Source organism: Mesorhizobium sp. Arg314 (assembly GCF_053714275.1).
Map to the genome: position 1 here is coordinate 102,372 of NZ_JBSKBP010000001.1, position 22,424 is coordinate 124,795.

Annotated in this window: 24 protein-coding genes and 2 tRNA genes; 18 read left to right on the forward strand and 8 right to left on the reverse strand. The window is 61.4% G+C overall.

The window, feature by feature from the left end; genetic code table 11:
* The 4 genes from ACWGS9_RS00470 to ACWGS9_RS00485 form a co-directional block, all read left to right on the forward strand.
* The coding region (locus ACWGS9_RS00470) for a DUF5801 repeats-in-toxin domain-containing protein (RefSeq protein ID WP_454503384.1) at positions 1 to 2,109 on the forward strand (2,109 nt) is incomplete at its 5' end.
* 72 nt (positions 2,110 to 2,181) lie between these two features.
* A complete protein-coding gene (locus tag ACWGS9_RS00475) occupies positions 2,182 to 2,550 on the forward strand; it encodes a hypothetical protein (protein ID WP_224549243.1) in 369 nt (122 codons plus the stop codon).
* Between the two features lie 332 nt (positions 2,551 to 2,882).
* The gene (locus tag ACWGS9_RS00480) at positions 2,883 to 3,563 is read left to right on the forward strand and encodes a lytic transglycosylase domain-containing protein (RefSeq protein WP_454503385.1); all 681 of its coding nucleotides are present in this window, start codon (positions 2,883 to 2,885) and stop codon (positions 3,561 to 3,563) included.
* Positions 3,564 to 4,066: 503 nt separating this feature from the next.
* Positions 4,067 to 5,299, forward strand: coding sequence for an ABC transporter substrate-binding protein (locus ACWGS9_RS00485; protein ID WP_454503386.1), 1,233 nt, complete (start codon positions 4,067 to 4,069; stop codon positions 5,297 to 5,299).
* 11 nt (positions 5,300 to 5,310) lie between these two features.
* Here ACWGS9_RS00485 and ACWGS9_RS00490 read toward each other — a convergent pair whose 3' ends face one another.
* The 5 genes from ACWGS9_RS00490 to ACWGS9_RS00510 form a co-directional block, all read right to left on the reverse strand.
* Positions 5,311 to 5,856 carry a prepilin peptidase gene (locus tag ACWGS9_RS00490; RefSeq protein WP_454503387.1) on the reverse strand — a complete coding sequence of 182 codons (546 nt, stop codon included), beginning with the start codon at positions 5,854 to 5,856 and terminating at the stop codon, positions 5,311 to 5,313.
* On the reverse strand, positions 5,853 to 6,401 hold the full coding sequence (locus tag ACWGS9_RS00495) for a tetratricopeptide repeat protein (protein WP_454503388.1): 549 nt from the start codon (positions 6,399 to 6,401) through the stop codon (positions 5,853 to 5,855). The genes ACWGS9_RS00490 and ACWGS9_RS00495 overlap by 4 nt, the downstream gene beginning before the upstream one ends.
* A gap of 54 nt (positions 6,402 to 6,455) precedes the next feature.
* On the reverse strand, positions 6,456 to 7,346 hold the full coding sequence (locus ACWGS9_RS00500) for a type II secretion system F family protein (RefSeq protein WP_454503640.1): 891 nt from the start codon (positions 7,344 to 7,346) through the stop codon (positions 6,456 to 6,458).
* A 78-nt stretch (positions 7,347 to 7,424) separates the two neighbouring features.
* Positions 7,425 to 8,396 carry a type II secretion system F family protein gene (locus tag ACWGS9_RS00505; protein WP_454503389.1) on the reverse strand — a complete coding sequence of 324 codons (972 nt, stop codon included), beginning with the start codon at positions 8,394 to 8,396 and terminating at the stop codon, positions 7,425 to 7,427.
* Positions 8,396 to 9,778 (reverse strand): CpaF family protein, encoded by a 1,383-nt coding sequence (locus tag ACWGS9_RS00510; RefSeq protein WP_454503641.1) that lies wholly within the window; start codon positions 9,776 to 9,778, stop codon positions 8,396 to 8,398. The genes ACWGS9_RS00505 and ACWGS9_RS00510 overlap by 1 nt, the downstream gene beginning before the upstream one ends.
* A 498-nt stretch (positions 9,779 to 10,276) precedes the next feature.
* Between ACWGS9_RS00510 and ACWGS9_RS00515 the strand changes: the two genes are divergently transcribed.
* The 11 genes from ACWGS9_RS00515 to ACWGS9_RS00565 all read left to right on the forward strand — a co-directional run bounded on the left by ACWGS9_RS00515 (position 10,277) and on the right by ACWGS9_RS00565 (position 18,840).
* Positions 10,277 to 10,516, forward strand: a complete 240-nt coding sequence (locus ACWGS9_RS00515; RefSeq protein ID WP_454503390.1) for a Flp family type IVb pilin — start codon at positions 10,277 to 10,279, stop codon at positions 10,514 to 10,516.
* Between the two features lie 64 nt (positions 10,517 to 10,580).
* Complete coding sequence (locus tag ACWGS9_RS00520) at positions 10,581 to 10,820, forward strand: Flp family type IVb pilin (RefSeq protein ID WP_454503391.1); 240 nt, start codon at positions 10,581 to 10,583, stop codon at positions 10,818 to 10,820.
* Between the two features lie 99 nt (positions 10,821 to 10,919).
* Positions 10,920 to 11,984 carry a Flp pilus assembly protein CpaB gene (gene cpaB, locus ACWGS9_RS00525; protein ID WP_454503392.1) on the forward strand — a complete coding sequence of 355 codons (1,065 nt, stop codon included), beginning with the start codon at positions 10,920 to 10,922 and terminating at the stop codon, positions 11,982 to 11,984.
* A gap of 57 nt (positions 11,985 to 12,041) precedes the next feature.
* Positions 12,042 to 13,487 carry a type II and III secretion system protein family protein gene (locus ACWGS9_RS00530; protein WP_454503393.1) on the forward strand — a complete coding sequence of 482 codons (1,446 nt, stop codon included), beginning with the start codon at positions 12,042 to 12,044 and terminating at the stop codon, positions 13,485 to 13,487.
* Entirely contained in the window at positions 13,474 to 13,767 is a 294-nt protein-coding gene (locus ACWGS9_RS00535; RefSeq protein ID WP_454503394.1) for a hypothetical protein, read from the forward strand. Before ACWGS9_RS00530 ends, ACWGS9_RS00535 begins: the two co-directional genes overlap by 14 nt.
* A 109-nt stretch (positions 13,768 to 13,876) precedes the next feature.
* Positions 13,877 to 15,364, forward strand: a complete 1,488-nt coding sequence (locus tag ACWGS9_RS00540; RefSeq protein WP_454503395.1) for a pilus assembly protein TadG-related protein — start codon at positions 13,877 to 13,879, stop codon at positions 15,362 to 15,364.
* Between the two features lie 5 nt (positions 15,365 to 15,369).
* Entirely contained in the window at positions 15,370 to 15,912 is a 543-nt protein-coding gene (locus ACWGS9_RS00545; RefSeq protein ID WP_454503396.1) for a TadE/TadG family type IV pilus assembly protein, read from the forward strand.
* Between the two features lies 1 nt (position 15,913).
* Positions 15,914 to 16,549 (forward strand): TadE/TadG family type IV pilus assembly protein, encoded by a 636-nt coding sequence (locus ACWGS9_RS00550; RefSeq protein WP_454503397.1) that lies wholly within the window; start codon positions 15,914 to 15,916, stop codon positions 16,547 to 16,549.
* A complete protein-coding gene (locus tag ACWGS9_RS00555; protein ID WP_454503398.1) occupies positions 16,546 to 17,709 on the forward strand; it encodes an AAA family ATPase in 1,164 nt (387 codons plus the stop codon). Before ACWGS9_RS00550 ends, ACWGS9_RS00555 begins: the two co-directional genes overlap by 4 nt.
* Positions 17,696 to 18,289, forward strand: coding sequence for a L,D-transpeptidase (locus ACWGS9_RS00560; RefSeq protein WP_454503399.1), 594 nt, complete (start codon positions 17,696 to 17,698; stop codon positions 18,287 to 18,289). Before ACWGS9_RS00555 ends, ACWGS9_RS00560 begins: the two co-directional genes overlap by 14 nt.
* Positions 18,286 to 18,840 carry a hypothetical protein gene (locus tag ACWGS9_RS00565; RefSeq protein ID WP_454503400.1) on the forward strand — a complete coding sequence of 185 codons (555 nt, stop codon included), beginning with the start codon at positions 18,286 to 18,288 and terminating at the stop codon, positions 18,838 to 18,840. Before ACWGS9_RS00560 ends, ACWGS9_RS00565 begins: the two co-directional genes overlap by 4 nt.
* 25 nt (positions 18,841 to 18,865) lie before the next feature.
* Here ACWGS9_RS00565 and ACWGS9_RS00570 read toward each other — a convergent pair whose 3' ends face one another.
* Positions 18,866 to 19,399 carry a hypothetical protein gene (locus ACWGS9_RS00570; protein WP_454503401.1) on the reverse strand — a complete coding sequence of 178 codons (534 nt, stop codon included), beginning with the start codon at positions 19,397 to 19,399 and terminating at the stop codon, positions 18,866 to 18,868.
* Positions 19,400 to 19,606: 207 nt separating this feature from the next.
* On the opposite strand from ACWGS9_RS00570, the gene ACWGS9_RS00575 reads away from it, so the two are divergent.
* Together ACWGS9_RS00575 and ACWGS9_RS00580 are read left to right on the forward strand one after the other, a co-directional pair.
* Complete coding sequence (locus ACWGS9_RS00575; RefSeq protein ID WP_454503402.1) at positions 19,607 to 20,314, forward strand: thermonuclease family protein; 708 nt, start codon at positions 19,607 to 19,609, stop codon at positions 20,312 to 20,314.
* A gap of 265 nt (positions 20,315 to 20,579) precedes the next feature.
* A complete protein-coding gene (locus ACWGS9_RS00580; RefSeq protein ID WP_454503403.1) occupies positions 20,580 to 21,326 on the forward strand; it encodes a GGDEF domain-containing protein in 747 nt (248 codons plus the stop codon).
* A gap of 293 nt (positions 21,327 to 21,619) precedes the next feature.
* Here the strand turns inward: ACWGS9_RS00580 and ACWGS9_RS00585 are convergent.
* Positions 21,620 to 21,694, reverse strand: a tRNA-Cys gene (locus ACWGS9_RS00585).
* Between the two features lie 77 nt (positions 21,695 to 21,771).
* Positions 21,772 to 21,846, reverse strand: a tRNA-Thr gene (locus ACWGS9_RS00590).
* Positions 21,847 to 22,071: 225 nt separating this feature from the next.
* On the opposite strand from ACWGS9_RS00590, the gene ACWGS9_RS00595 reads away from it, so the two are divergent.
* Positions 22,072 to 22,368, forward strand: coding sequence for a hypothetical protein (locus tag ACWGS9_RS00595; protein ID WP_454503651.1), 297 nt, complete (start codon positions 22,072 to 22,074; stop codon positions 22,366 to 22,368).
* Positions 22,369 to 22,424: the final 56 nt, after the last annotated feature.

The following is a 22,424-nucleotide window of genomic DNA, read 5'->3' on the forward strand; positions in this document are numbered from 1 at the left end:
GACGGCGACGGCGACAAGGCCTCGCAGGCGATCAACATCGGCAACCTGCTGACCATCAACGACGACGGTCCCTCGATCGCGCTGAGCGGGGCCACGGCCCCAACGCTTGAGGTCGATGAAAGCTACCTGGCGAACGGCTCGACGCCGAACGCGGCGCTGACGTCAGCTACGGCCGCCTTTGCGGCGATGTTCACCGTGGTGCAGGGTGCAGACGGCGCCACCACCAGCTACGGCGTGAGCGTCTCCTCGCAGGGCGTGACCTCGAACCTGATCGACTCGGCGACTGGTCAGGCAGTGGTGCTGACGCAAAGTGGCGGGACTGTTTCGGGCTACGTGACCGGCCACAGCGGCGACGCGGCCTACCTGGTGTTCACACTCGCGGTGAACGCAGCAGGCGGCCAGGCGACGCTGACGGAGTTCCGTGCAGTGCACGAGAACACCGCCGACAACCCGACGGACACCTCCGAAGGCATCAGCCTGACCTCGGGCCTGGTGACGCTGACCGCAACGGTGACCGACGGCGACGGCGACACGGCCTCCCAATCGATCGATCTCGGCTCCAAGGCTGTTTTCCATGACGATGGTCCCTCGCTGGGCTCCTTCACCTCGGGCACCATCCCGAACGAGGTTGGATCGGTGGCGGGCTTCTTCTCGCTGGTACCGGGCGCGGACGGCATCAACCACTTCAACATTACAGGCCCGACAATCACCGGCATCACCTATAACACCACGACCGACGCGGACGGCACTACAACACTCCATGCCATGGCCGGCGCGACCGATGTTTTTGATCTCACCGTGCGAACGGACGGAACCTACGAGTTCGATCTGGTCACGCCGCAAGCGGCCACGTCGGTCCCTGTGGCACTCGGTGGCATCACTGCCGGAGGTCCGCAAAATCACGTTGAGGTAGCTGGCGGGACAATTGAGCTCGAAGCTCTGAACGGCGGAGGAATAAACGCATCCACCCAAGGCTTCGGCGTCGCAAACAACCACTTCACGACTGGTGAGTCATTCTGGGTCGAGTTCCACTCTCCTGGCAACACGGCAACGAATGACGCGCATGGCGTGAACGGGCAGCTCGTCGATTCGATAACGTTCACCGCCAACGGCTCGGGCACCGTCAGCTGGACGGCCTACAATTACGCTGCGGACGGCACGACCATCTTGAACCAGCAGACCGGAACGGCCACCGTCGTGAACGGGCAGTTGGCCATAGACCCGACGATCCAGTTCAACTCCATGACCATAGCCAGCACCTCTGGCGACATGCGCCTCGACAACTTGAGCTACTCAAAGACCGTTTTGCCGGCCGACCTGAACCTTGCCTTCCAGGTATCAGCAACTGACCGCGACGGAGACACGACGTCGACGTCGACGCTCAATATCCACCAGGTGGCATCAGATAGCAGCGGCCACTACACCCTCACCGGAACCGCAGGCAACGACGTGCTCGCCGGCAGCACCCATGCCGATACGATCGCGGGCGGAGCTGGAACCGACATTGTCGACTATACCGGAAGCGTTGCGGCCATCTCGATCCATCTCGCTGACGACGGCCATGCGTCCGGCGCACCGGCCGTCTTCAACAATCCGGCCGCCGGGACGATCGATGGCGGCGATGCCCACGGCGATACCCTTACCGGCATCGAAGGGATCATTGGTGGTTCGGGCAACGACTTCCTGTTCGGCAACGCCAGCGACAACTATCTCGCGGGCGGCGCGGGTAACGACACACTCAATGGCGGCGGCGGCAATGACGTGCTTATCGGCGGCGCTGGCCAGGATACGCTGACCGGCGGCACAGGGGCCGACACGTTCAAGCTTGATCATCTCGACATCAAGGATCTCATCACCGACTACAGTGGCGCAGGCGGTGACGGCGACAAGATCGACTTGACCGCGCTGTTCGACGCAGCGCCTGCCGGCGACATCAACAACTACGTGCACTTTAACAGCGCGACGAACACGCTGAGTGTGGACGCCAGCGGCTCGGGCAATCCGGCCAATTTTGTGGACGTAGCGCAGTTCACGAACCCACCGGCGACCGGGAGCATCACCATCCTTTACGACGACAACACACATGCACAGCACACTGTCACCATTTAGCACTTATGCACAGCCGCGCTTCCATGCTAAGCATTAGCCAACCGTGAATTCGCAATTCGAAGAGGGGCTTACATGAAACATTCCGCAAGATTGCTGGCTTCGGCCGCGGCGCTGCTCGTAGCCGGATCGACGGGCTTTGCCGCCGATATCATCGGCGAGCCGGCGGTGAACTATTGCCGCACCGTCGGCACTTCGGACCTGGTGCTGACCGACAACATGGTCGAGCTCAAGGACCATGTGGTGAAGCTGATGGACGAATCCGTCGCCGTCGCCAACAGCCCGGAGTGGATCAACTCGTCGCGCCCCGCCTTCGTCTGGGCCTCGGAAGCCAAGGTCGCCTGCGGCATGGCCTACGGCTACCTCAAGACGAACTACAAGGACGAAGATACGCTCAACAAATGCGAGTGCTTCCACGACCGCATGGTCGAGTATATGCACTGAGCTGACAGGCAAGCCGGCACGGGCTGGCAGCGACGGTGGCCGACGGAAAGCTGCCGAAGGCGATCGCGCCAGATCGTTTCACCGTTTCACAGAAACGGCGAAACGCTCTATCTCTTTGTCTTGACGCAATTCCGATCGGAAGGCTACGGCGAAGTCGCCGAGCCCAACCGCTACGCACTTTTCCTGGAATTGCCCTAGAGCGTTTCACCGTTTCACAGAAACGGCGAACCGCTCTATCGCTTTGTCTTGACGCAATTCCGAACGGAAGGCTACGGCGAAGTCGCCGAGCCCAACCGCTACGCACTTTTCCTGGAATTGCTTTAGCGGTCGCCTTGCTTTGCCTTGGTGAGACGCCCGTCCACGCCAACTGGCTGGAACGGCCGCAGTCGCAGTTGGCGCGGCCAGTGCGCTGCGATGCGGCGCCGGAACGAACCCGCGAGACATTCAAGGCATTCGCAACCTGCCAGGCGTCGCTCTATGGCCTCGAGCCGGTGCTGGCGCATGCGGTGATGGAGATCGAAAGCGGGTTCGACCCCGGCGTGCGCGGCGCCGATGGCGAAGTCGGCCTGATGCAGGTCATGCCGGCGACGGCGCGGATGCTCGGCTTTCGCGGTTCGCTCGACGAGCTTGGCGAGCCGGCCACCAACATTGCGCTGGGCGTCAGATATCTGGCGCAGGCAAACAGGCTTGCCGCGGGCGATCTTTGCACCACCGTGATGAAATACCGCGCCGGGCATGGGGAAACCCGCTTCTCGGTGCGCTCGGTCAACTACTGCCAGCGCGCCCGCGCGATCCTGGCCAGGGAAGGCCTCGAGGTGACCGGGCCGCTGCCGGTGGCGACGGTCGGCTTGTCGGTTGGCTCTTCGGACGATGTTGTTCCCGCCCAGGAAAAACGCGTTTGCGTGCGCCGCCTGTTCGTGCCCGGGCCGCGATACATGAGATGCGCCGAGTATCGGAGCCCGGCACAAGCAAGGACGATACAGGCGCTCAGAGCGCGGCTCTTCGATGGATAGAGCATGATGCCGAAAAGTGTGAAGCGGTTTCGGGCGACATCATGCGCTGTCTCTTTGATTCAAGGGCAAGCCGGACGTTAAGATGAATGGAAGACAGACCGGGACAGAATAGCTGGCGGCGGCATATGAGTGGAAGCATCATGAAGCTTGAACGGCAAGCCCACGGTCCGCGTCCAAAGCGCGCCGCGTCGAAACAGACCCGGGCGACGCGCTTTGGGTCTTTGCTTCATGCATGTCGTCCTCCCAAAACCGCGGTCACTTTTGGGCGACATGGGTCTTTGCTTCATGCATGTCGTCCTCCCAAAACCGCGGTCACTTTTGGGCGACATGGGTCTTTGCTTCATGCATGTCGTCCTCCCAAAACCGCGGTCACTTTTGGGCGACATGCATTTTTGTTTCATGCATGTCGTTCTCCCAAAACCGAGATCACTTTTGGGCGACATGGGTTTTTGTTTCATGCATGTCGTTCTCCCAAAACCGAGGTCACTTTTGGGCGACATGCATTGGGGGCGATCGCTTTAGGGCTCGTCGCGATGCTGTCGGGATGCCAGTCCAAGAGCGGCGCGCCGGGCGTGTTCGATCCGTCGGCGATCGCGGCACCCGCCGGCCAGGCGGGCAGCGAGGCAGCCCCTTCCCAGCAGGCAGGCAGCGCAACCGTGGGCAGTCCGACCCAGGCCGGCCCGACCTTGGCCACCGCCGCGCAGGCCAAGCTGACATTCGGCACGGGGCCGACCAAGGTGACCATGCTGCTGCCGCTTTCGGCCCCCGGAGGCACGGGCGAGAACGGCAGGAAAATGTATGACGGCGCGCGGCTCGCGATGGCCGATCTCGGCGACAAGCTGTTGACGCTGACGATTGAGGACACGCGCGGCGACAGCGGCTACGCCAAGGACCTCGCGGTGAAGGCGATCACGTCGGGCGCGGTGAAGGTCCTCATCGGCCCGTCCGAGCTTGCGGCCACGCAGCGCCTTGCCAAGCTCTCCGGCTCGAAGCGGCCGCCCGTGCTGGCGCTGGCCGACAATTTCGCCGGCGGCCCCGGCGTCTATTCCGTGCGGCTCAGCGAAGCCGATAGTGCGGCGGCGGGTGCGGCGGCCATCGCCAGCAAGGGCGCCAAGAAATTCGTGCTGATGGTGCCGGCGGGCGCGGACTCGAGCGCTGCCGAATCGCGGGTCGCCAACGCGCTCAGCATCTATGGCGCCACGCTTGCGGTGACGCTGCCCTATTCGGCGAGCGACGACGGCGCCAAGGTGGTGTCCGACATGGGCTCGCTGGTCGACGCGCCGGATGCCGTCGTCGTCGCCAGCGGCGATGGCAGCCCGACCGCGGTGCTTGCGGCGCTGAAGGCGAAAGGCATTCCGGGAAAGGCGGTGACGCTGATCGGCACCGACCGCTGGCTCGAGCGCCCCGTGGATCCGCTCTACGAGGGCGCCTATATCGCGACGCTCGACCAGAGCGAGACCGGCCCGATCGCCGACCGCTTCAAGGCGACCTACAACTATCAGCCGGACGTCAACGTGGCCTACGCCTACGACATGGTGGCGCTGAGCGCGGGCATCGCCAGCTCGGTCGGACCCGACGGCTTCTCGAAGCAGGTGCTGGAGAATGCGACCGGCTTCCGCGGCTCGACCGGCCTGTTCCGCTTCCGCGCCGACGGCTCGAGCCAGAGGTCGATGCCGTTCTTCAAGGTGGAAAAGGGCCAGCTGAAGCTGGTGGAGAAGCAGACGGCGGGGTTTTGAGGGAAATAAGCTCAGTTGAGCTGCTGCAAAATCCCAGAACTGGTCGCTACCATCAGTGCGTAGTACATTTGCAAAGCTATTGCACAGATGGCAGCTGCCGAAATCGGCACGCCGAAAGGCACGACGCCTTTGCGGTCCAGGTGTTGCACGTAGTGGCGGAACATGCCTGCCGGCAGAAGAAAAGGATTCTTGACCACGGCTGCGGTGGCGATGGCGAAAGCCAGCAGTAGTACGGAAAATACGACCAAGTCGGTTCCGCCGATCAGAAATGGCATAACGCTCATCAGCTTGACGTCGCCGGCGCCAACCTTTCGCAAAAGCCAGAACGGAAAGAGTGCGGCAAAAAGGATCACGCCTCCAATCGCACTGATGCCCATCTCCAGCCACGAGCCGGTCTGCAATGAATGGAAATGCAATGTTCCGAGACCGAGGCAGAGCAGCAGTAGCACATCACGGTTTGAGATACGCTGCGTGGAAAAATCGGTCCAGGCGATACGCCCGAGCAACAGGATTGCTAGCCCTTTGAAGACGAGTGAAGCGGTGAGCAAAAGACTCATGACCGCTCTATGTTCCGCACGCTGGAGGACAGAAGCTTCAGATTGTTGGCCACCGTCGGATCATTGGGCGCCAGTTCATAGGCCTTGAGGAAATTGCTGCGCGCATCCTGCAGCTTGCCGCGCAGCAGATAGGAATAGCCGATGTTGTTGTAATATTCGGGCGTGGCGCCGAGCAGCCGATGGGCGCGGCCATAGGCGAGATCGGCCAGATCGAAACGGCGAATACGGTCACAGGAGGCGGCGAGGCCCAGCCAGGCGACGCCGTCATTCGGCGCAAGCCGGGTGGCTTTGTAGAACAAAGCGCCGGCATTACCGTAATTTTCGGAACGGAATTGTGTCTTGGCCTCGGTTATCGCCTGGTCAGAGGCATAGTAGTCGACATCGCTGATCGTCTTCAGCCCATCGAAGGTATCGCCAAAGGCGGTGAAATCGCCTTTGGCCGGCTCGTTGGTGCGCACGACGCCGGTGCTGCCGGTCGACTGGCAACCGGAGAGCAGAACCAGCAGCACACTGGCTGCGGCGGCGAGGCGCATCGGCCTTATCATTTTGTGCCCCAAGGAGCCCTCCGACTCAATTTTAGAAGATAACCATATGACGGGTCAGAAGAAAATGCCCCTCATGCGAATGACCACCGGCAGAAGGACGATCATGAGCACCACGGGAAAGATGCAGATGCCCAACGGGATCATCATCTTGACCGGCAGCGCATTGGCTTTCTCCTCTGCGTAGAGGATTCGCTGCGTGCGCATTTCGTCGCTGTATACACGAAGGGCCTCTGTCAGGCTGGTGCCAAGTTCCTCCGACTGCCGAAACAGTACGGCAAGCGAACGCGCCTCCTCGAGTCCGATGCGGTCCGCCAATTCACGCAGGGCCTCGCGCAGCGGCTTGCCGGCACGCAATTGCAGATTCATGATCGAGAGCTGGATGCCCAACCATTTGTGAGTGCCCGCCATCTCCTGGCTCACCCGCTCGACCGCAGCTTCCAGGCTCATGCCGGCATCGGCGCAGGTGATCATCATATCCATGAAGTCGGGGAAACCGCGACGATAGGTCTGTTTCTGCGCGTTCTCGAAACGGTCTAGCGCGATGCTTGGAATGACCAGACAAGCGAGTGCGAACAAGGCAGCGCCACCGAACAGTATGAAGCCAGGGATTTGCGGGGGGACAGCAGCAACCAACCCAGCATAGCACCCGAGAAAACCGATGGCGACGGCAGCGATGCGCGACAAGGTGTAGAAGGCAGGTGCGCTGGAATGATAAAATCCCGCCCGAAAAAGCCGCGCTTCGAGCGCATTTGGTTCGCCGCGCTCCTTCTCGATCGCTCGAAAATAGGCATCGACCGGTCGCTGCGCAGCAATCTTGACGAGTTGCTGTTGAGCGTCCAGCGAACGCCGGTTCAGTCCTCCTTCCGACAGCAGGCTTTCACCGACGAGCTTGCGGGTCTGAAAGGCAGGCAGGAAGACGAGCCCGCCAAACAGGAATAGCGCCATCGCCGCCAGGAAAACCGTAAGCGAGATGAGGAGCCCAGAACTCAGGATGTCCGAAACGAGGTTGATCACCCGCTCCTATCAGAAATCGAAGTTGATCATACGATACATGATGATGTCACCGAGCAGAGCCCACACGCCGAAGATCGTGAACACTGGGAAGATAAGCGGGTTACCCCAGACCGCTCCATAGTAACTCGGGGCAGAAAGCCAAAGGATCGCGAACATGACGAGCGGGAAGAGCGAGATGAACCATGCCGAGAAACGACCCTCGGCAGAGAGCGCCCTGATCTTCATTCGGAGCTTTTGCCGTTCGCGCAGCACAGCCGACAGATTTGCAAGGATCTCTGTGAGGTTGCCACCGGTCTTGGACTGAATGGAAAGCGACACTGAAAGGAGATGCAGTCCTTCAAAGCCGACACGCTCCGAGAGCTTTCGCGCCGCCTGCTCGATGCTCAATCCGAAGGTGATTTCGTCGGAAACGATGCCGAATTCGGTGCCGAGCGGGTCAGGCATTTCGCGAGCTACAAGACCGACCGCTACCGAGACTGGGTGGCCGGCGCGCAGCGAACGCACGATCATGTCGAGCGCATTGGGCAATTGCTTGGCGAATTTCAAGATCCGCTTGTCGCGGGCCCGGCGAAGAAAGAGGATCGGCAGGATGAAGCCCACAACAACGAAGGCGGCGAAGGCCGGGACTGCCGAAAATCCCGCCAGCAGCTTGAGGAGCAGCGCCACAACCAGTCCAGCCAAGATGAAGATAGCGGCAAATGTCAACGGGTTTCCGGTGATGCCCGACTGGGTGTAAAGCCTGTTCAGTGCGACCGCGCCAAAGATATAGTCGCCGGAGTCGGTCAACCCACGTTCGCGCAGCAAACCTTTCAAGGTCTGCTCTGCAGGCGCTTCATCAGCCAGGCGTTTCAGTCGCCGATTAATGGTGCCGGCTCGCGTGCGGCCTCTGGAATAGGAAACGTAAAGCGCTTCGGCGGCGAGGATCACAGATGCCGCTGCCAGCACATAGATAAAGTAGAGCAGAGTCTGCCCTGTCATCATCAGAGTGGCACCTGCGGGTTGAATGCATCCTTGCCGAAATGAAGGCCCAGAGTAGCTGCTTCCTGGGCGAAGCGCGGACGGATGCCGGTGGCGCGAAATTCGCCGATGATCTGGCCATCCGCCCCAACATCACGGCGGACAAAGTGATAGAGTTCCTGCAACTGGACGACATTGCCCTCCATGCCGGTCAGTTCCGATATCGAAATAACCCGCCGACCGCCGTCGGAGAGCCGCTGTGTTTGCACGATGATGTCGATGGCCGAAGCGATCTGGGCACGAATGGATTCGTTCGTCATCGGCATTCCAGCCATGCCAACCATTTGCTCAAGGCGCGATATGGCATCGCGGGGCGTGTTGGCATGAATGGTAGTCATCGAACCTTCATGGCCGGTGTTCATGGCCTGCAGCATGTCGAAGGCTTCTTCGCCACGAACCTCACCCACTATGATACGATCCGGCCGCATGCGCAAAGCGTTCTTGACTAGCTCGCGCTGACGGACCTCACCCTTGCCCTCAACATTGGGCGGGCGCGTCTCCAGCCTGCCGACATGCGGCTGCTGCAATTGCAGCTCGGCCGCGTCCTCGATGGTGATCATCCGCTCCTTGACCGGGATGTAGCTCGACAGCGCGTTGAGCAACGTCGTCTTACCGCTGCCGGTGCCGCCCGAGACCAGGATTGACTTGCGTGATTGCACCGCAATCCGAAGCAAGTCGACCATTGGCGGTCGGATCGAGTTGAAGGCGATCAGCCGCTCCAGCGAATAAGGGTTCTTCGAGAATTTGCGGATCGATACCAACGGGCCGTCGACCGAGATCGGTCGCACGGCGATGTTGACGCGTGAGCCGTCTTCGAGCCGAGCGTCAACCATCGGCGCGGATTCATCGACCCGACGACCGATTGCCGAGACGATCTTGTTGACGACCCGCAACAGATGCGCCTCGTCACGGAAGCGGATCGAGGTTTCCTCCAGCACACCCCGGCGCTCGATGAAAACGTGGTTGTGCGTGTTGATCAGGATGTCGGCGATCGAATCGTCCTTAAGCAGCGGCTCAATCGGTCCGAGGCCCAGCATCTCGTCGGCCGTATCGCTGGTCAGTTGATCCAATTCGCGCGCGTTGAGCGGCACATTGCGAGCGCGAACGAATTCGCGAACGATCGGCCTGATCTCATTCAGGATCTCGTCCTTGGACGCATTTTCCAGAGCCGTCAGGTTGAAGCGGTCGATCAGGTGACGATGCAGTTCCACCTTGAGCGTCAGGAAATCGTCGTTCTGTTCGACTTCTGCCGCCGGAACGGTCGCCGCTCCATTCAGCCCCTGGGCTACAGCCGTTGGCTGCAGCGCCCGCTGCTCACTCTGCCCTTTGATGAAGCGACCCAACATGCTCCGCGAGCCCCCTGCCAAATCCCCACGATCGAAACTAAGCGTTAACCACGAGGCGCACAAGCAGCTAGCAGGCCGGAAGCGTGTGTTACTTGCAACATAGTTAAAAAATCGATCTCCAGAAAATCGTTTTATTTCCGTCACATACCAATCAGCCGACCAAAGTCCTAGGACCTTTGTCGTAGCACAAGCAGATATGCCTTCTAACCCATTAGATATAAATAGATATGTAACTTATCTAATATGGACAGGTCAAAGGCACCACCGTGTCCAAATTGTGAATGAATGGTTAAGATCGCTTGAAAAGTGAAGCGAATCAAGCTGTTGTCCAAATCTAAATCGTCGCCTCTCAGGTATTGAAAGGTTAAGGGACTGTTAATCCGTTTGACTCTGCTTTTTTGCGGGACCTAGGATTGAAAGTGACGGGGGATGCTTGGGTATGGGGTTCATCCTTAGGCTCGTCTCGTCGGGTTCAAACCTCCAAAGGGAGAAATTGGCATGAAGAAGCTCATGACGATGACCCGGCAGTTCCGCGATGATGAAAACGGCGCTGCTATGGTCGAATATTCCATCCTCGTCGGCATCATAGCCGGTGCGGCGATCCTGGCGATCGTTGCAATCGGTCTCTGGGTCAGCGGACGTTTTGGCGGCCTCTGCGACATCCTGAACGGCAAGGGCCAGACCGGCACCGCTGGTACTCTCGGCACCTGCGTCAAGGGCACTGGCGCCGGCTCCTGATGGTTATTCCTCAGGCCTGGCATCCTCGATCCCGGGCCTGAGATTCACCAAGGAAGAGAATCAAATGGAAAAGCTTATCAGTATGGTCAAGCTGTTCCGCGATGACGAAAACGGCGCTGCCATGGTCGAATATTCCATCCTGGTCGGCATCATCGCCGGTGCGGCGATCCTGGCGATCGTTGCCATCGGCCTCTGGGTCAGCGGACGCTTTGGCGGCTTGTGCGACATCCTTGACGGCAAGGGCGCGACGGCTGTCGCCGGCACCAACGGTACCTGCGTCAAGGGTACTGGCGCGGGCACCTGATGGTTATTGCTCAGGCCCGGGTCCAAGGCCCGGGCCTGGCGCTACGCCGCGATGGGCTGACGCGGCAGATCTTAACAAGCCTTTTTTGGGGTTGGGCTTATGCGCGCTAACACTGTCATCATGATCGTCCTCGCCTGTGTATTCGGCGTTCTCGCGGTTGTGCTCGCCAACATCTGGCTCGCCAACCAGCGAAACGCGATGGCCGCCCAGACCGACAATGTCAAGCACGACACGGTGGTGGTGGCGGCGGTAGCGCTGAAGTTCGGCGACACGCTGACCGCCGACAAGCTTCAGGAAATTGCCTGGCCCGCGGGCGCCGTTCCGGCCGGAGCCTTCAAAACGACCAAGGACTTGCTGGCTGGCCAAGGCAGCAAGCAAGCCCTGCAGACGATCGGCGTCAATGAACCTGTTCTCGCGGGCAAGATCACAGGCCCTGGCCAACGCGCAACGCTTTCGGCGGTGCTTGGCGAAGGCATGAAGGCTGTTTCCATCAGAGTCAATGACGTTCTGGGCGTCGCCGGCTTCGTCTTTCCCGGCGACCGGGTTGACATCCTGCTGACCCGCACGACCCAGGACGGCGGCAACGCGCCAAAGAGCTTCGTCGATGTGCTGCTGCAAAGCGTCAAGGTTCTTGCCGTCGACCAGGTGGCGGACGAGAGCAAAGACAGTCCGACCGTCGTCAAGGCCGTCACCGTCGAGGTCAATACTAAGGATGCGCAGAAGCTGACGCTTGCCGCGGGTGCAGGGCAGCTGTCGCTGGCGCTTCGCCAGGCTGCGGCCGGCAACGGCGAGACGACCGAGCGGGTTACGCTTTCGGATTTGACCGGCGACACTCCTGAAGACGTCGCCAAGAGGCAGGCCGAGCTCGACCGGCAGAAGGCCGCTGACGCCGCAGCCGCAGCGGATCGCAAGCGCGCCGATGACGAGCGCAAGCGCTCGGACGAAAAGATCGCCGGTCTGGCTCAGGCCGTGGACCGGGTGGGCAGCCAGATCGACCAATTGAGCAAGGTGAAGCCTGCTCCCGCTGTGGCAGCCGCACCACAAGTGCAGGAAGTTGTAAAGGAAGTAGTAAAATATGTGCAGCCTGAGCCGCCGGCCCGCGCTACAATCGGGGTATTTCGCGGCGTGAAGCTCGAAACATATGACGTGCCGCGACAGAGATAGCGAACGGCGCATTCGGATTAAGGGGATCCGGATGGGTCCGCAAGGGGGACGATCTAGATGCGAATTCTTCGAGGATCACTGGCCGCCGCCGCTTTGGCCTGGTCCTGTATTTTGTTGACGTTGAGCCCCGCGGTTCATGCCGCCGATCGCTTCATCGACGTGTCCAGCCCGTCGCTGCACCGCGTGTTCGTGCCCGTTTCTCAATCCGCAACGATCCAGGTCAACGCCACGCTGGGCGATATCGTCGTCGGTGACGAGAAGATCGCCGATGCGCAGCCCATGACCGACAAGACGCTCTATATTATCGGCAAGAGCGTCGGCACCACCACGGTCAATCTGTTTTCCGAGGACAAGCGCTCGCTCGGCGCCATCCAGATCGAGGTCGGCCAGGATGTCAGCGACATGGCGGTCGCTATTCGCCAGGTGGCACCCAAGGCTCGCATCGAGATCGGCTCCATCAACGGCAAAGTCAGACTCTCCGGCCACGTCAAGGATGCCGCAACGCTGGCATCCATCGTGGAAGTCACCCAGCAATATGGCCCCGAAGCCATCATCAACGCCGTCACTATCGACGAAAGTGAGCAGGTCAATTTGTCGGTGCGCATCCTTGAGGCCAAGCGGAATGCCGGCCGCGATCTTGGTGTGTCGTTCAGGAGCACGAACAGTCGTGGCACGACGCGGGTCGGGACAGGCATTGGCACGATAGATAAAAACGGAGCCGAGTTAGGCGCGGGTGATTTGGTCACAGGTCTTCTTTCCAAGACCAACCCGTTCGCAGCGCTGATCACCCGTATCATCGACAGCAACATCAAGGTCGATCTGATTATCGAAGCCCTGGAGGCGAAGGGCGTGGTTCGCACCCTGGCCGAACCGAACCTAACCACGGTCTCCGGTGAGACCGCCAGCTTCAATGCCGGCGGCGAGGTGCCGGTGCGCAGCGTCAACGCGCAGGGTGAAGTCGAGATTGTCTTCAAGCAGTTCGGCGTCAATTTGAACTTCACGCCGGTGGTATTGGACGACGGCAAGATTCACATGAAGCTGGCGCCGGAAGTCAGCGACCTGACCGGCTTCACCGCCGCTGGCGATCCGATCTTCACCAATCGCAAGCTTTCGACCGTAGTCGACCTGCGTGACGGCCAAAGTTTTGCCGTGGGCGGTCTGCTTTCGAGCAAGAACACCATACAGCAAGACCAGGTGCCATGGCTCGGCCAGGTGCCGATCGTCGGCGCGCTGTTCAGGAATTCGAGCACGCAGAAGGAAGAGACCGAACTGGTCGTCATCGTCACGCCGCATCTCGTGCGACCGGTGAAGCCCGGCGAGCAACTGGCCACGCCTTTCGACAAGACCAAGCCTGCCAACGATCCGGAGCTTTTCCTGCTCGGCCAGCTCGAAGTCAACAAGGACATGATCAGGAAGTATGAACTGGGCGAAGGCGTCACCGGCCCCTACGGCCACATGCTGGATGTGAAATCGAAGGACAAGCTGCTCTATGTCAAGAAGTAAGCTCCTGCTCGTCCTTCTCGGCACCGGCATGCTCGCGGGCTGCGCGGCCGACTATCTGCACAATTACGACACGATGACGCTGGCCGCCGGCGACTCGCAGAAAGCCAATCAGCTGCTGCAGACGGTCGATCCGTACAACCCGGCTTCCAACAACACGAAGATTGAAGGCAACGGGGCACGGTCCGTTGGAGTCGTGCAGCGGTACAAAGTTCCGCCGCCCCCGCCGCCAAGCACGAACATGACGGTCAACGTCGGTCCATCGGGTACGAGCACGCAGTGAACTGAGCGAAAGGATTCGGTGTATCGGGCATGCGAGGAGCCCGACACGAAGGGTAAGGGGTAGGGCCATGCTGCGAATCATTCGCGCGTTCTGGCACGATCAGAGTGGATTGGCGCTGATCCTCGTCAGTGTCATGCTTCCGGCGATCATCGGTTTGTCACTGCTGGCGATCGACATGAGCCGGATGAACAATCTGCATAACGATCTGCAAAAGGGAACCGATGCTCTGGCCCTTGCAGCCGCGGCAGAGTTGAACGGCAGGTCGGATGCATGGACCCGCTCCGAGAACGCCCTCACCAACCTGGTGTCCAACAACACCCTGTTCTCCGACAGCGGGCAGATATCGCTGACCACCGGCAGCGGCGCCGCCACGGTGGACCCGACCTATTCCGCCTGCCGGTCGAAAGGGCAGATTTCGTGGTGCTTCCTTGCCAGTCTGCCGGCAAACGATTCCGATCCGATCACGTCATCCAACTATGCCGCATCTGCCAGCGTGACCCGCTTCATCCAGGTGAAGACGGCACCTGAGACATTCAGCGCGATGTTTCCGATTTCGGTCGCTTCCTCCGGCAGCAAGACCGACTCCAACTACAATGTCAGTGCCGTCTCGGTCGCCGGCTTCACGTCAGGCGTATGCAACTACACGCCGGTCTTCATGTGCAACCCGTATGAAATGGTGAACGGCACCAACACGGCCGGCGGCGCCACACTTGAACAGGCGGTATCCGATCCAGCCGTTCATCGCCGATTGATCGAACTTCGACTGGTGGGGAACAATGCCTCGTACGGGCCTGGCAACTTCGGCTTCCTGCAACCGCCGGATGGCGTGGGCAATGGCGCCCAGGCGCTCGCCCAGACAATCGCTACCTCGAAGCCTCAGGGCTGCTATTCGGCCCAAGGCGTGAGCACCAAGACCGGCCAGAACAACGGTCCGGTGCAGGACGCCTTCAACGTCCGTTTCGGCATCAACGCCAACGGCAATGCTTTCAACAGCGCCGAATACGGTCCGGCCACCAATGTAAGAAAGGGAGCGTCTACGGGTGGCAATGGCAATGGAAACCAGTGCCCCACCTACAATAAGCTGACGTTCAACGGTACCGGCAACATGGGCCTGCCCAATGACGCCACCACGCCGTATATGGGCGGGCGCATGGGTGACGGAAACTGGAATCTTTCCACCTACTGGAGCACCAATTTCCAAGCCACCGCCCATCCCTCCGCTTGGGACACGACGAAGCCGACCAGATACCAAGTCTACAAGTACGAGATTGCAAACAACCTCGTCGGCCACGCCTCCAACGGAGGCGAAGTGGGAACGCCGCCGAACGCCTGTCTTGCGCCGGTCACGACCGTCGATCGCCGTCTGCTCTACGGCGCAATCCTGAACTGCAATGCGCTGCAGGCCGCAGGGAACAACCTCAGCGGCAACAGCACCAATCTTCCGGTCGAGGCCTTCGCCAGCTTCTTCATGACCCAGCCTGTCCCGGGCGCGAACAATGGAGGGTCTGTCTTCGTCGAGCTTGTCGACATCACAGGGCGCGGGGGATCGGGAACTCTCGACAACTTCCTGCGCGACGAAGCGCAGCTCTATCGGTGACGACAATGGTTCGGCTGATTGCTCGTCATCTAAGAAGATTCCGTCGCGACCAGCGCGGCACTGTGCTGATCGAAATGGCGATCGTCGGCCCGTTGGTGTTGTTCCTATCCGTAGGCGTGTTCGAGTTCGGCAACCTCATCCACGACAAGCTGTTGATGGAGGCCGGCTTGACGGACGGAGCGCGGTTTGCCGCGCGATGCAACAGCCAGCTCTACACCGATGCCGGGCTTGCCGCGATCGACTGCGCCGGCCTCGCCAAGAACATCACGGTGTTCGGCAATGTGGCAGGGACAACACCTGCCCGTCTGATAGGTTGGAAAACGTCCGATGTCACGATCAACATCGCCGATCCGACCACCTGCAAAAACGCGATCGACCCCAGCACAGGCACTGTCCTCTATCTCTCGACCACGTCGCAGGTCTGCATCGTAACGGCCACTGGCAGCTATGCTTACAGCACTCTCGACAGCGTCGGATTGCTCTCCCTTTTCAACATCACCGCCGTTACACTCGGGGCCAGCCATCAGGAGCGGTTGTTCCGATTTTAATATGCTGAAGCAGTTCATCCGATCTGAAGAGGGAGCAACGATGGTCGAATTGGCCATCAGTTTGACGTTGCTGCTGGTCCTGACTCTCGGCTTTGTCGATTTCGGTTTTGCGTTTTATCAATGGAACGCTGCGACGAAGGCGGTTCAGATCGGCGCAAGGATGGCCTCAATCTCCGACCCGGTTGCTTCGGCCCTGACGACGGCCGCACCGACAACGACGCCCGGGGCACCCGTGGTGGCTGGCGCCTACGGACCGTTTGTCTGCAGCTACAGCGGGACTACCGGCTCATGCAGCAACGGAGGCGCATTCAGTGCCGCCGCCTTCAGCCGAATATTTCGCGGTGACACCGCAAATACCAACGATGACGCATGTCCCAACCAGGCGACCGGGCAACGACCTGGCATGTGTCACTTCTTCCCGGGCCTGCAGCGCGCCAACGTTGTGGTGACCTATACCGCCACCGGCCTTGGCTACCAGACGCGTTTGGGCGGCCCGGTGCCGACCATCACCGTCTCCTTGCAGAACATCAATTTCCAGTTCTTCTTCCTGGGCGGCCTGCTCGGGTTCTCAAACCTCACGGTGCCATCCATGCAGAGCACGGTAACGGGCGAAGATTTGAAGAGTACGTCGCCATGAACGCCATCGACACCAGAGTTCTCCCGACCAAGCGCAAGCAGGTGGCGCTGTTTTCGTCCGATCCGATTTTCAAGCGCGATGTGACGGCAAGGCTCGACGCGCTGGCGATCTACGACGTCGGAGTTTCGGAGACGACCGACTTCCTCAACGGGCCGCCAGCCGACACGCGCCCCGGTATCGTCATCCTTGACCTCGGCAATGGGGAAATACTTGGCCAGCCCGGTATCGTCGAAGCGCGATCAAAGTGGGCCTCGGTGCCGCTGATCGCGATCTCCGACGAGCTCACCTCCGAGCGGACGCGCGTTTTGGTGCGCATGAACGCGTCGGACTGGCTGCACAAGCCGCTCGACGCCAAGGAGCTGCTCAACGCCGTCACTTTCCACGACACCGGCAGCCAGGGCACCAAGAGCCGCATCATCACCTTCATCGCAGCGAGCGGCGGCGCCGGCGCCACCACGCTGGCGATCTCTGCGGCGGAGCACCTTGCCTCGAAGTCCGCCGAGCGGGCGGGCTCGACCTGCCTCGTCGACCTCGACTTCCAGAGCGCCAATTGCGGCGCCTATCTCAACCAGTTCAACCAGTTCGATCTCTCCGGGATCATCGGCCAGCCGGACCGGCTCGACGTCGAGCTGATGGACGTCATCAAGCTGTCGCGACCGTCCGGCCTCACGCTCTATTCCTTCGAAAGACCGCAACTGCCGTTCGAGCCGCACGGTTCCGACTTCGTCTTCCGGCTGCTCGATCTCGTAGCCTACCGCTTCGACGACATCGTCATCGACCTGCCCAACATCGAGACGCCGTGGCACGATTCGGTGCTGCGCACGAGCGACGAGATCTTCATCGTCTTCGAGCTCAACGTCGCCTCGCTCCGCCAAGGCAAGCGGCTCTACAGGAAGATCCGCGAATTGCGCGGCAACAAGGTCAACATCACACTGGTCGCCAACAAGCACAAGCGCAAATGGTTCGGCAACCACTTCTCGCGCAGCGAGCTGGAGAAGATCTTCAAGGCGCCGCACATCAAGTCGCTGGCGCTGGACAACGCGCTTTTGGCCGACGCGCTGAACCGCGCCATCCTGCCTTCCGAGGTGGACAAGCGCGCGCGCTTCAACAAGGATCTGAAGGCGATGTTCAAGGAGCGGCTGGACAATGCCCAGTGCTAGAGCCACGGCCGGGAAAGCGCGCGGCGGCAGCGCCGGCCTAGTCGGTGCCTTGCTGATCGGCGTCGTGGTGGCGCTGGGCTGCGACGTGGCAATGGCCGGATCGGCCCTGCCGCCGCTGCCGGCTATGGGGCCCAGCCTGCGCAAGGCGGTCGCCTTCCAGACCGGCGAGCAGCCGGGCACGATCGTCATCCGCAAAAACGAGAAGGCGCTCTATCTGGTGACAGGCCAGGGCCAGGCGCTGCGCTACCAGATCAGCGTCGGCCGCGACGGCTTCGGCTGGACGGGGACGGTCAAGGTCGCGTCCAAGACCGAATGGCCGGAATGGCGCCCGCCCAAGGAAATGCGCGCGCGCCGGCCGGAGCTGCCGGCGATGGTGCCGGCCGGCCCCTACAATCCGCTCGGCGCGAGAGCGCTCTATCTGTCACGCGAGGGGCGCGACACGCTCTATCGCATCCATGGCACCAACGATCCCAAGGGCGTCGGTTTCGACGGCACGTCCGGATGCTTCCGGCTGACGAACACCGATGTGATCGATCTCTTCAAACGCGTCGCGGTGGGCGCAAAGGTGGTGGTTGAATGACGATGATCAGCGAGCCGGACGCTCCGGCAATCGAGCTTGGCGAACGGGAAAAAGCACCGGGCAGGCCGAGCCGGGCAAGAACCATCGGTGTCGCCGCAGTGGGTGCCGCGCTCGTCACCGTCGTCAATGTGACGGCCGCCGTCTATCTCTATCGCGGCGTCAACGACCTCAAGACGGTGGAGGCGCGGCTGGAACAGCTCGGCCAGTTCGAGCAGCGGATCGGCGCCCGCATCGATACCGTCAACAATGGTTTCCAGAGCCGGTTCGAGACGCTGGACCGCCAGTTGCAGGCGAATTTCGGCCAGATCAACGGCAATATCGCCAAGCTGGAGCAAGGCCAGCCCGTCGCCGCCAGCGAGCCGGCGCCCAGCGCGCCCGAGCCGGCCATGACAGGCAATACCACGGTGGCGGATGCGTCCGCGGCCGACGAAAGCGGCCCCGGCGACGCGCAGCGCTCGTTCAGGCGCAAGGTCGCGCCTCCAGGCCCCAACCCGTCCTACCAGCGCATCCAGCAGCCCGACGGCAAGGTCTATTACAAGAAGATCAACTGAGCACGCGGGCCAAATCGGCTGGTTATCAGAGATCGCGCTGCAGCGTCAGCACGCGGACCGCGCGGGTTTCGGCGCGCGCCCTGGCCTCGAGCAGGAACGCGACATGGCAGTAAGCGCAGGCCGCGAGACCGAGGCACAGCACCAGACAGTTCTGCAAGCTGAGGTCGACCATCACTGAGAACTGAAGGCCATGAGGCGTGACGAAGGCGGCAATAGTGCTCGCCGTTTCCGCGTGGCTGCTCAGCGCCATCATGAACCCGGCGAAAATCATTGCAGCATGGTTGGCGAGGAAGAAACCGCCGGACCATTTGGACCGGCTGGCCATCCAGCAGCCGCCCGCCGCAAGGACAATGATGGCCGCGTCGATGGCCATCGACCCGCCGAGATAGACGTGCACCTGCTGCCAGAACATCGTCGAGAACGGACGCAGCTCAAGCCAGATGTGCCACATGGCGGGGCTGGCCGGATAGGAGCCGAGAAGCATTGCCGCCACTCGCTCAGCCGCCAGCAGAAGCAGCATCAGGGCCGGAAAGGCAAAAAGCAGTATCGGCTTGCGCATCACGTCATCCCCTCGACATCCGATGGCCGATTCTAGGACGCATTGGTTGCGCGAGACTTAACGCAACGCCTTGCTTTTCAAGGAATGTCGCTCGTGCCTAATGTATGATCCGGTTCAACGGCCGGGTGGCGCCGTGTCGACAGGAGCTAACGGGTTGGGCTCGAGCAGCATCACCGACAGTCGGCACGATCCCGCGGGGCCCCGCGCGTGAGCCAGGCGAAACCGCCCGGTCGACCGCTGCTGGCGCCGGTGCTCGGCGGTCTTGGTCTGCTTGCCGGCGTGTTGCTGATCGCCGTGGGCGGGCGCTGGCTGCCGCCCGACCCGGCTTCGATCGCACCGGTCCAGGACGCCGGTGACATGCCGGCCTCCCGCACCCCGCTTTATGACGCGCGGCCAGGCCAGCCGGCGCGCAAGATCGCCGAGCATCTCATCGCACCGCCGCCACTCGACCCATCCGGAATCGAGCGCGTCGAGCCGCGCCCTCCGCTCAGCGAACTCGGGCTCGCACCGCCGCCGAAGACGCCGATGCCGCAGGATTGGCGCGAGACGCTGCTTTTCCGTCCGGTCGCGATCTCCTCGGCGGTCTTCGAAGCCATGGGACGCACAGTCGCGATCAGCGGGACGGTCGACATAGACCCCGACCGGATCTGTTCGTCCGACAACGCCGCCTGGCCCTGCGGCCAGCGCGCCCGCGCCGCCTTCAACGCCTGGCTGCGCGGCCGGGCGCTGAAATGCCTTCTGCCGCCGGATGCCGACCGCTTCGCCATCGCCGCGCCCTGCGCGCTCGGCAAGCAGGATGTCGGCGCCTGGCTGGTTTCCAACGGCTGGGCGATGGCCGCTCCCACCGGCACCTACGGCAAGGCGGAAGCGGTGGCGAGAGACGCCGGGATGGGCATTTTCGGCCCACCGCAATAGCGCTGTTAGGGAAAGCCCATGGCCGGTTCCGCCAGGTAATTGCGTGAAAGCAGAATGGTCAGAGCGGTTCGGCGATTCTAAAAACCGTGGACTGCTGCAACGAGCGGGCAGGTCATCAACGCGGAAGCCGCGGGGGCGCCTGCGTGGTCGGATCCAGCGCTTCCCATGGAGAAGATGCCGATTTTGCATCAAATTGTACGCTTCCCTGAAACCGAAATCGTAACGGACCTCCTGTAAGCCGATGCGTCGAATAGGAGATTGGCCCGTGATAACGAAAACGCCGACCGCGCCGGTTCAGACATGGAAGCAGGTTATCTGGCTGGCCCTGCTTGGCACCGCCGTCTGCGTCGGCCTTTCGCTAGGGTTGAACTACCTGCTCATGTTCAGTGACAGCCTGACGCCGTTCGTCCGTGGGGCCGTTACGGCTATCATCGTGCCGATCGCCGTCGGCCTGCCGCTGTTTGTCCTGCTCGGCTGGCAACAGATCGAGATCCGCCGCTACCGGCGGGAGCTCACCAAATCCGGCACCTATGACCAGCTGACAGGGTGCCTGAACGGCAAAGTGTTCACATCGATGGTCGACAGGAGGGCGGCGAGACCGGCCGGCCCGCGCTCCGGCGCCTTTCTGGTCATCCATCCGGAGCATCTGGCATCGATCAACCTGCGCTTCGGTCTCGAATGGGGCGACGAGGCCTTGCGGCTGATCGCATCGGCCATCAGATCCTCGGTTCGCAAGGACGATCTTATCGGCCGGCTCGGAACCTCGATGTTCGGCATTTTCCTTCCGGGCGCGAGCGACGAGGACGCCAAGGAGATCGGCGAGCGCATTCGCGGCGCGGTCGGCGAGATCTATTTCGCGCCGAAAGGCGACAAGGATGTGCTCGCGATCAGCGTCGGCGGCGTCGTTTTCGAACATGAGCTGGATTTCGAGGACATGTTCCGCTTCGCCGAGGAAGGCATGGCCGAGGCCCCGGACGAAGCCGGCCTGCGGCTGTCGCATGTCAACAACTGAGCGCAATCGGTCCGCGCCTTAAAGCGCGTCGCGCTGAACCGAATTCAAGCGACGCGCTTTTAAGTCTTTGTTTTGATGCATGCCGTTGTCCCAGAACCGCTGCACACTTCTGGGCGACATGCATTTAGTCGCGCCGGGGCATGCGGCTGGGCTAGAGCGGTTCAACGTCTCACAGAATCGCCGAACCGCTCCAAGTTGTTGTTTCTGCGCATTCCGGACGGAAGGCTACGGCGAAGTCGCCGAGCCTAACCGCTACGCATTTTTCCCGGAACTGCTCTTAGTGGTGCCGGAATTGGAGGCCTCGCCGGGAATCGAACCGGGATTGAAGGATTTGCAGTCCTCTGCGTGAACCATTCCGCCACGAGGCCTCGTATGCGAGGCATCGCAACAGGTTTGCGCCGGAACGTCGTCGAGCGCTGTCCGATGTAACAACTACTGGGAAATCTGGTGCTGCGAGAGAGGATTGAACTCTCGACCTCTCCCTTACCAAGGGAGTGCTCTACCACTGAGCTACCGCAGCCGGCGATGGCGGCGCTTCTGCCATATCGAACCGGCAAGCGCAAGGCCAAGAAAAACCCAAAGCGTCGCATGTGATTCTTGCCAACCATTATGCGGTTTGAGGCGGCATGCGTGGCTGATCCACAGAGTGAAACCCGCCTGGCGGCCTGCTTTCATGACATGGCCGCGCTAAAATGCTAGCCATTGCGGAATCGCAGCCGGCTGACCATCGGCCAGGGACCGGATGATGAGCGACAGGGCAAATCGACCGAAAAAAGGCGACGGCGAGCGCAAGGGCCGGCTGGCCGAGGCGCTGCGCGCCAATCTGCAGAAGCGCAAGGCGCAGGCCCGCTCGCGGCGCGTCGGCGACGTTGGCAACCAACGCGCCGGCGACGCCGACAAGCTGCGCGCCCGCGACGCCGACAAGCTGCGCGCCCGCGACGCCGACAAGCAGCGCGCCCGCGACGCCGACAAGCAGCGCGCCCGCGACCCAGACGATCGGCCCGAAGGATTGCCGGCTGCTGGAAAAATGCACAAGGACTAACCGAAATCAGCCACAGTGACCGACCACTCTTGGTCAGGGTCTGGGGAAATCCTATT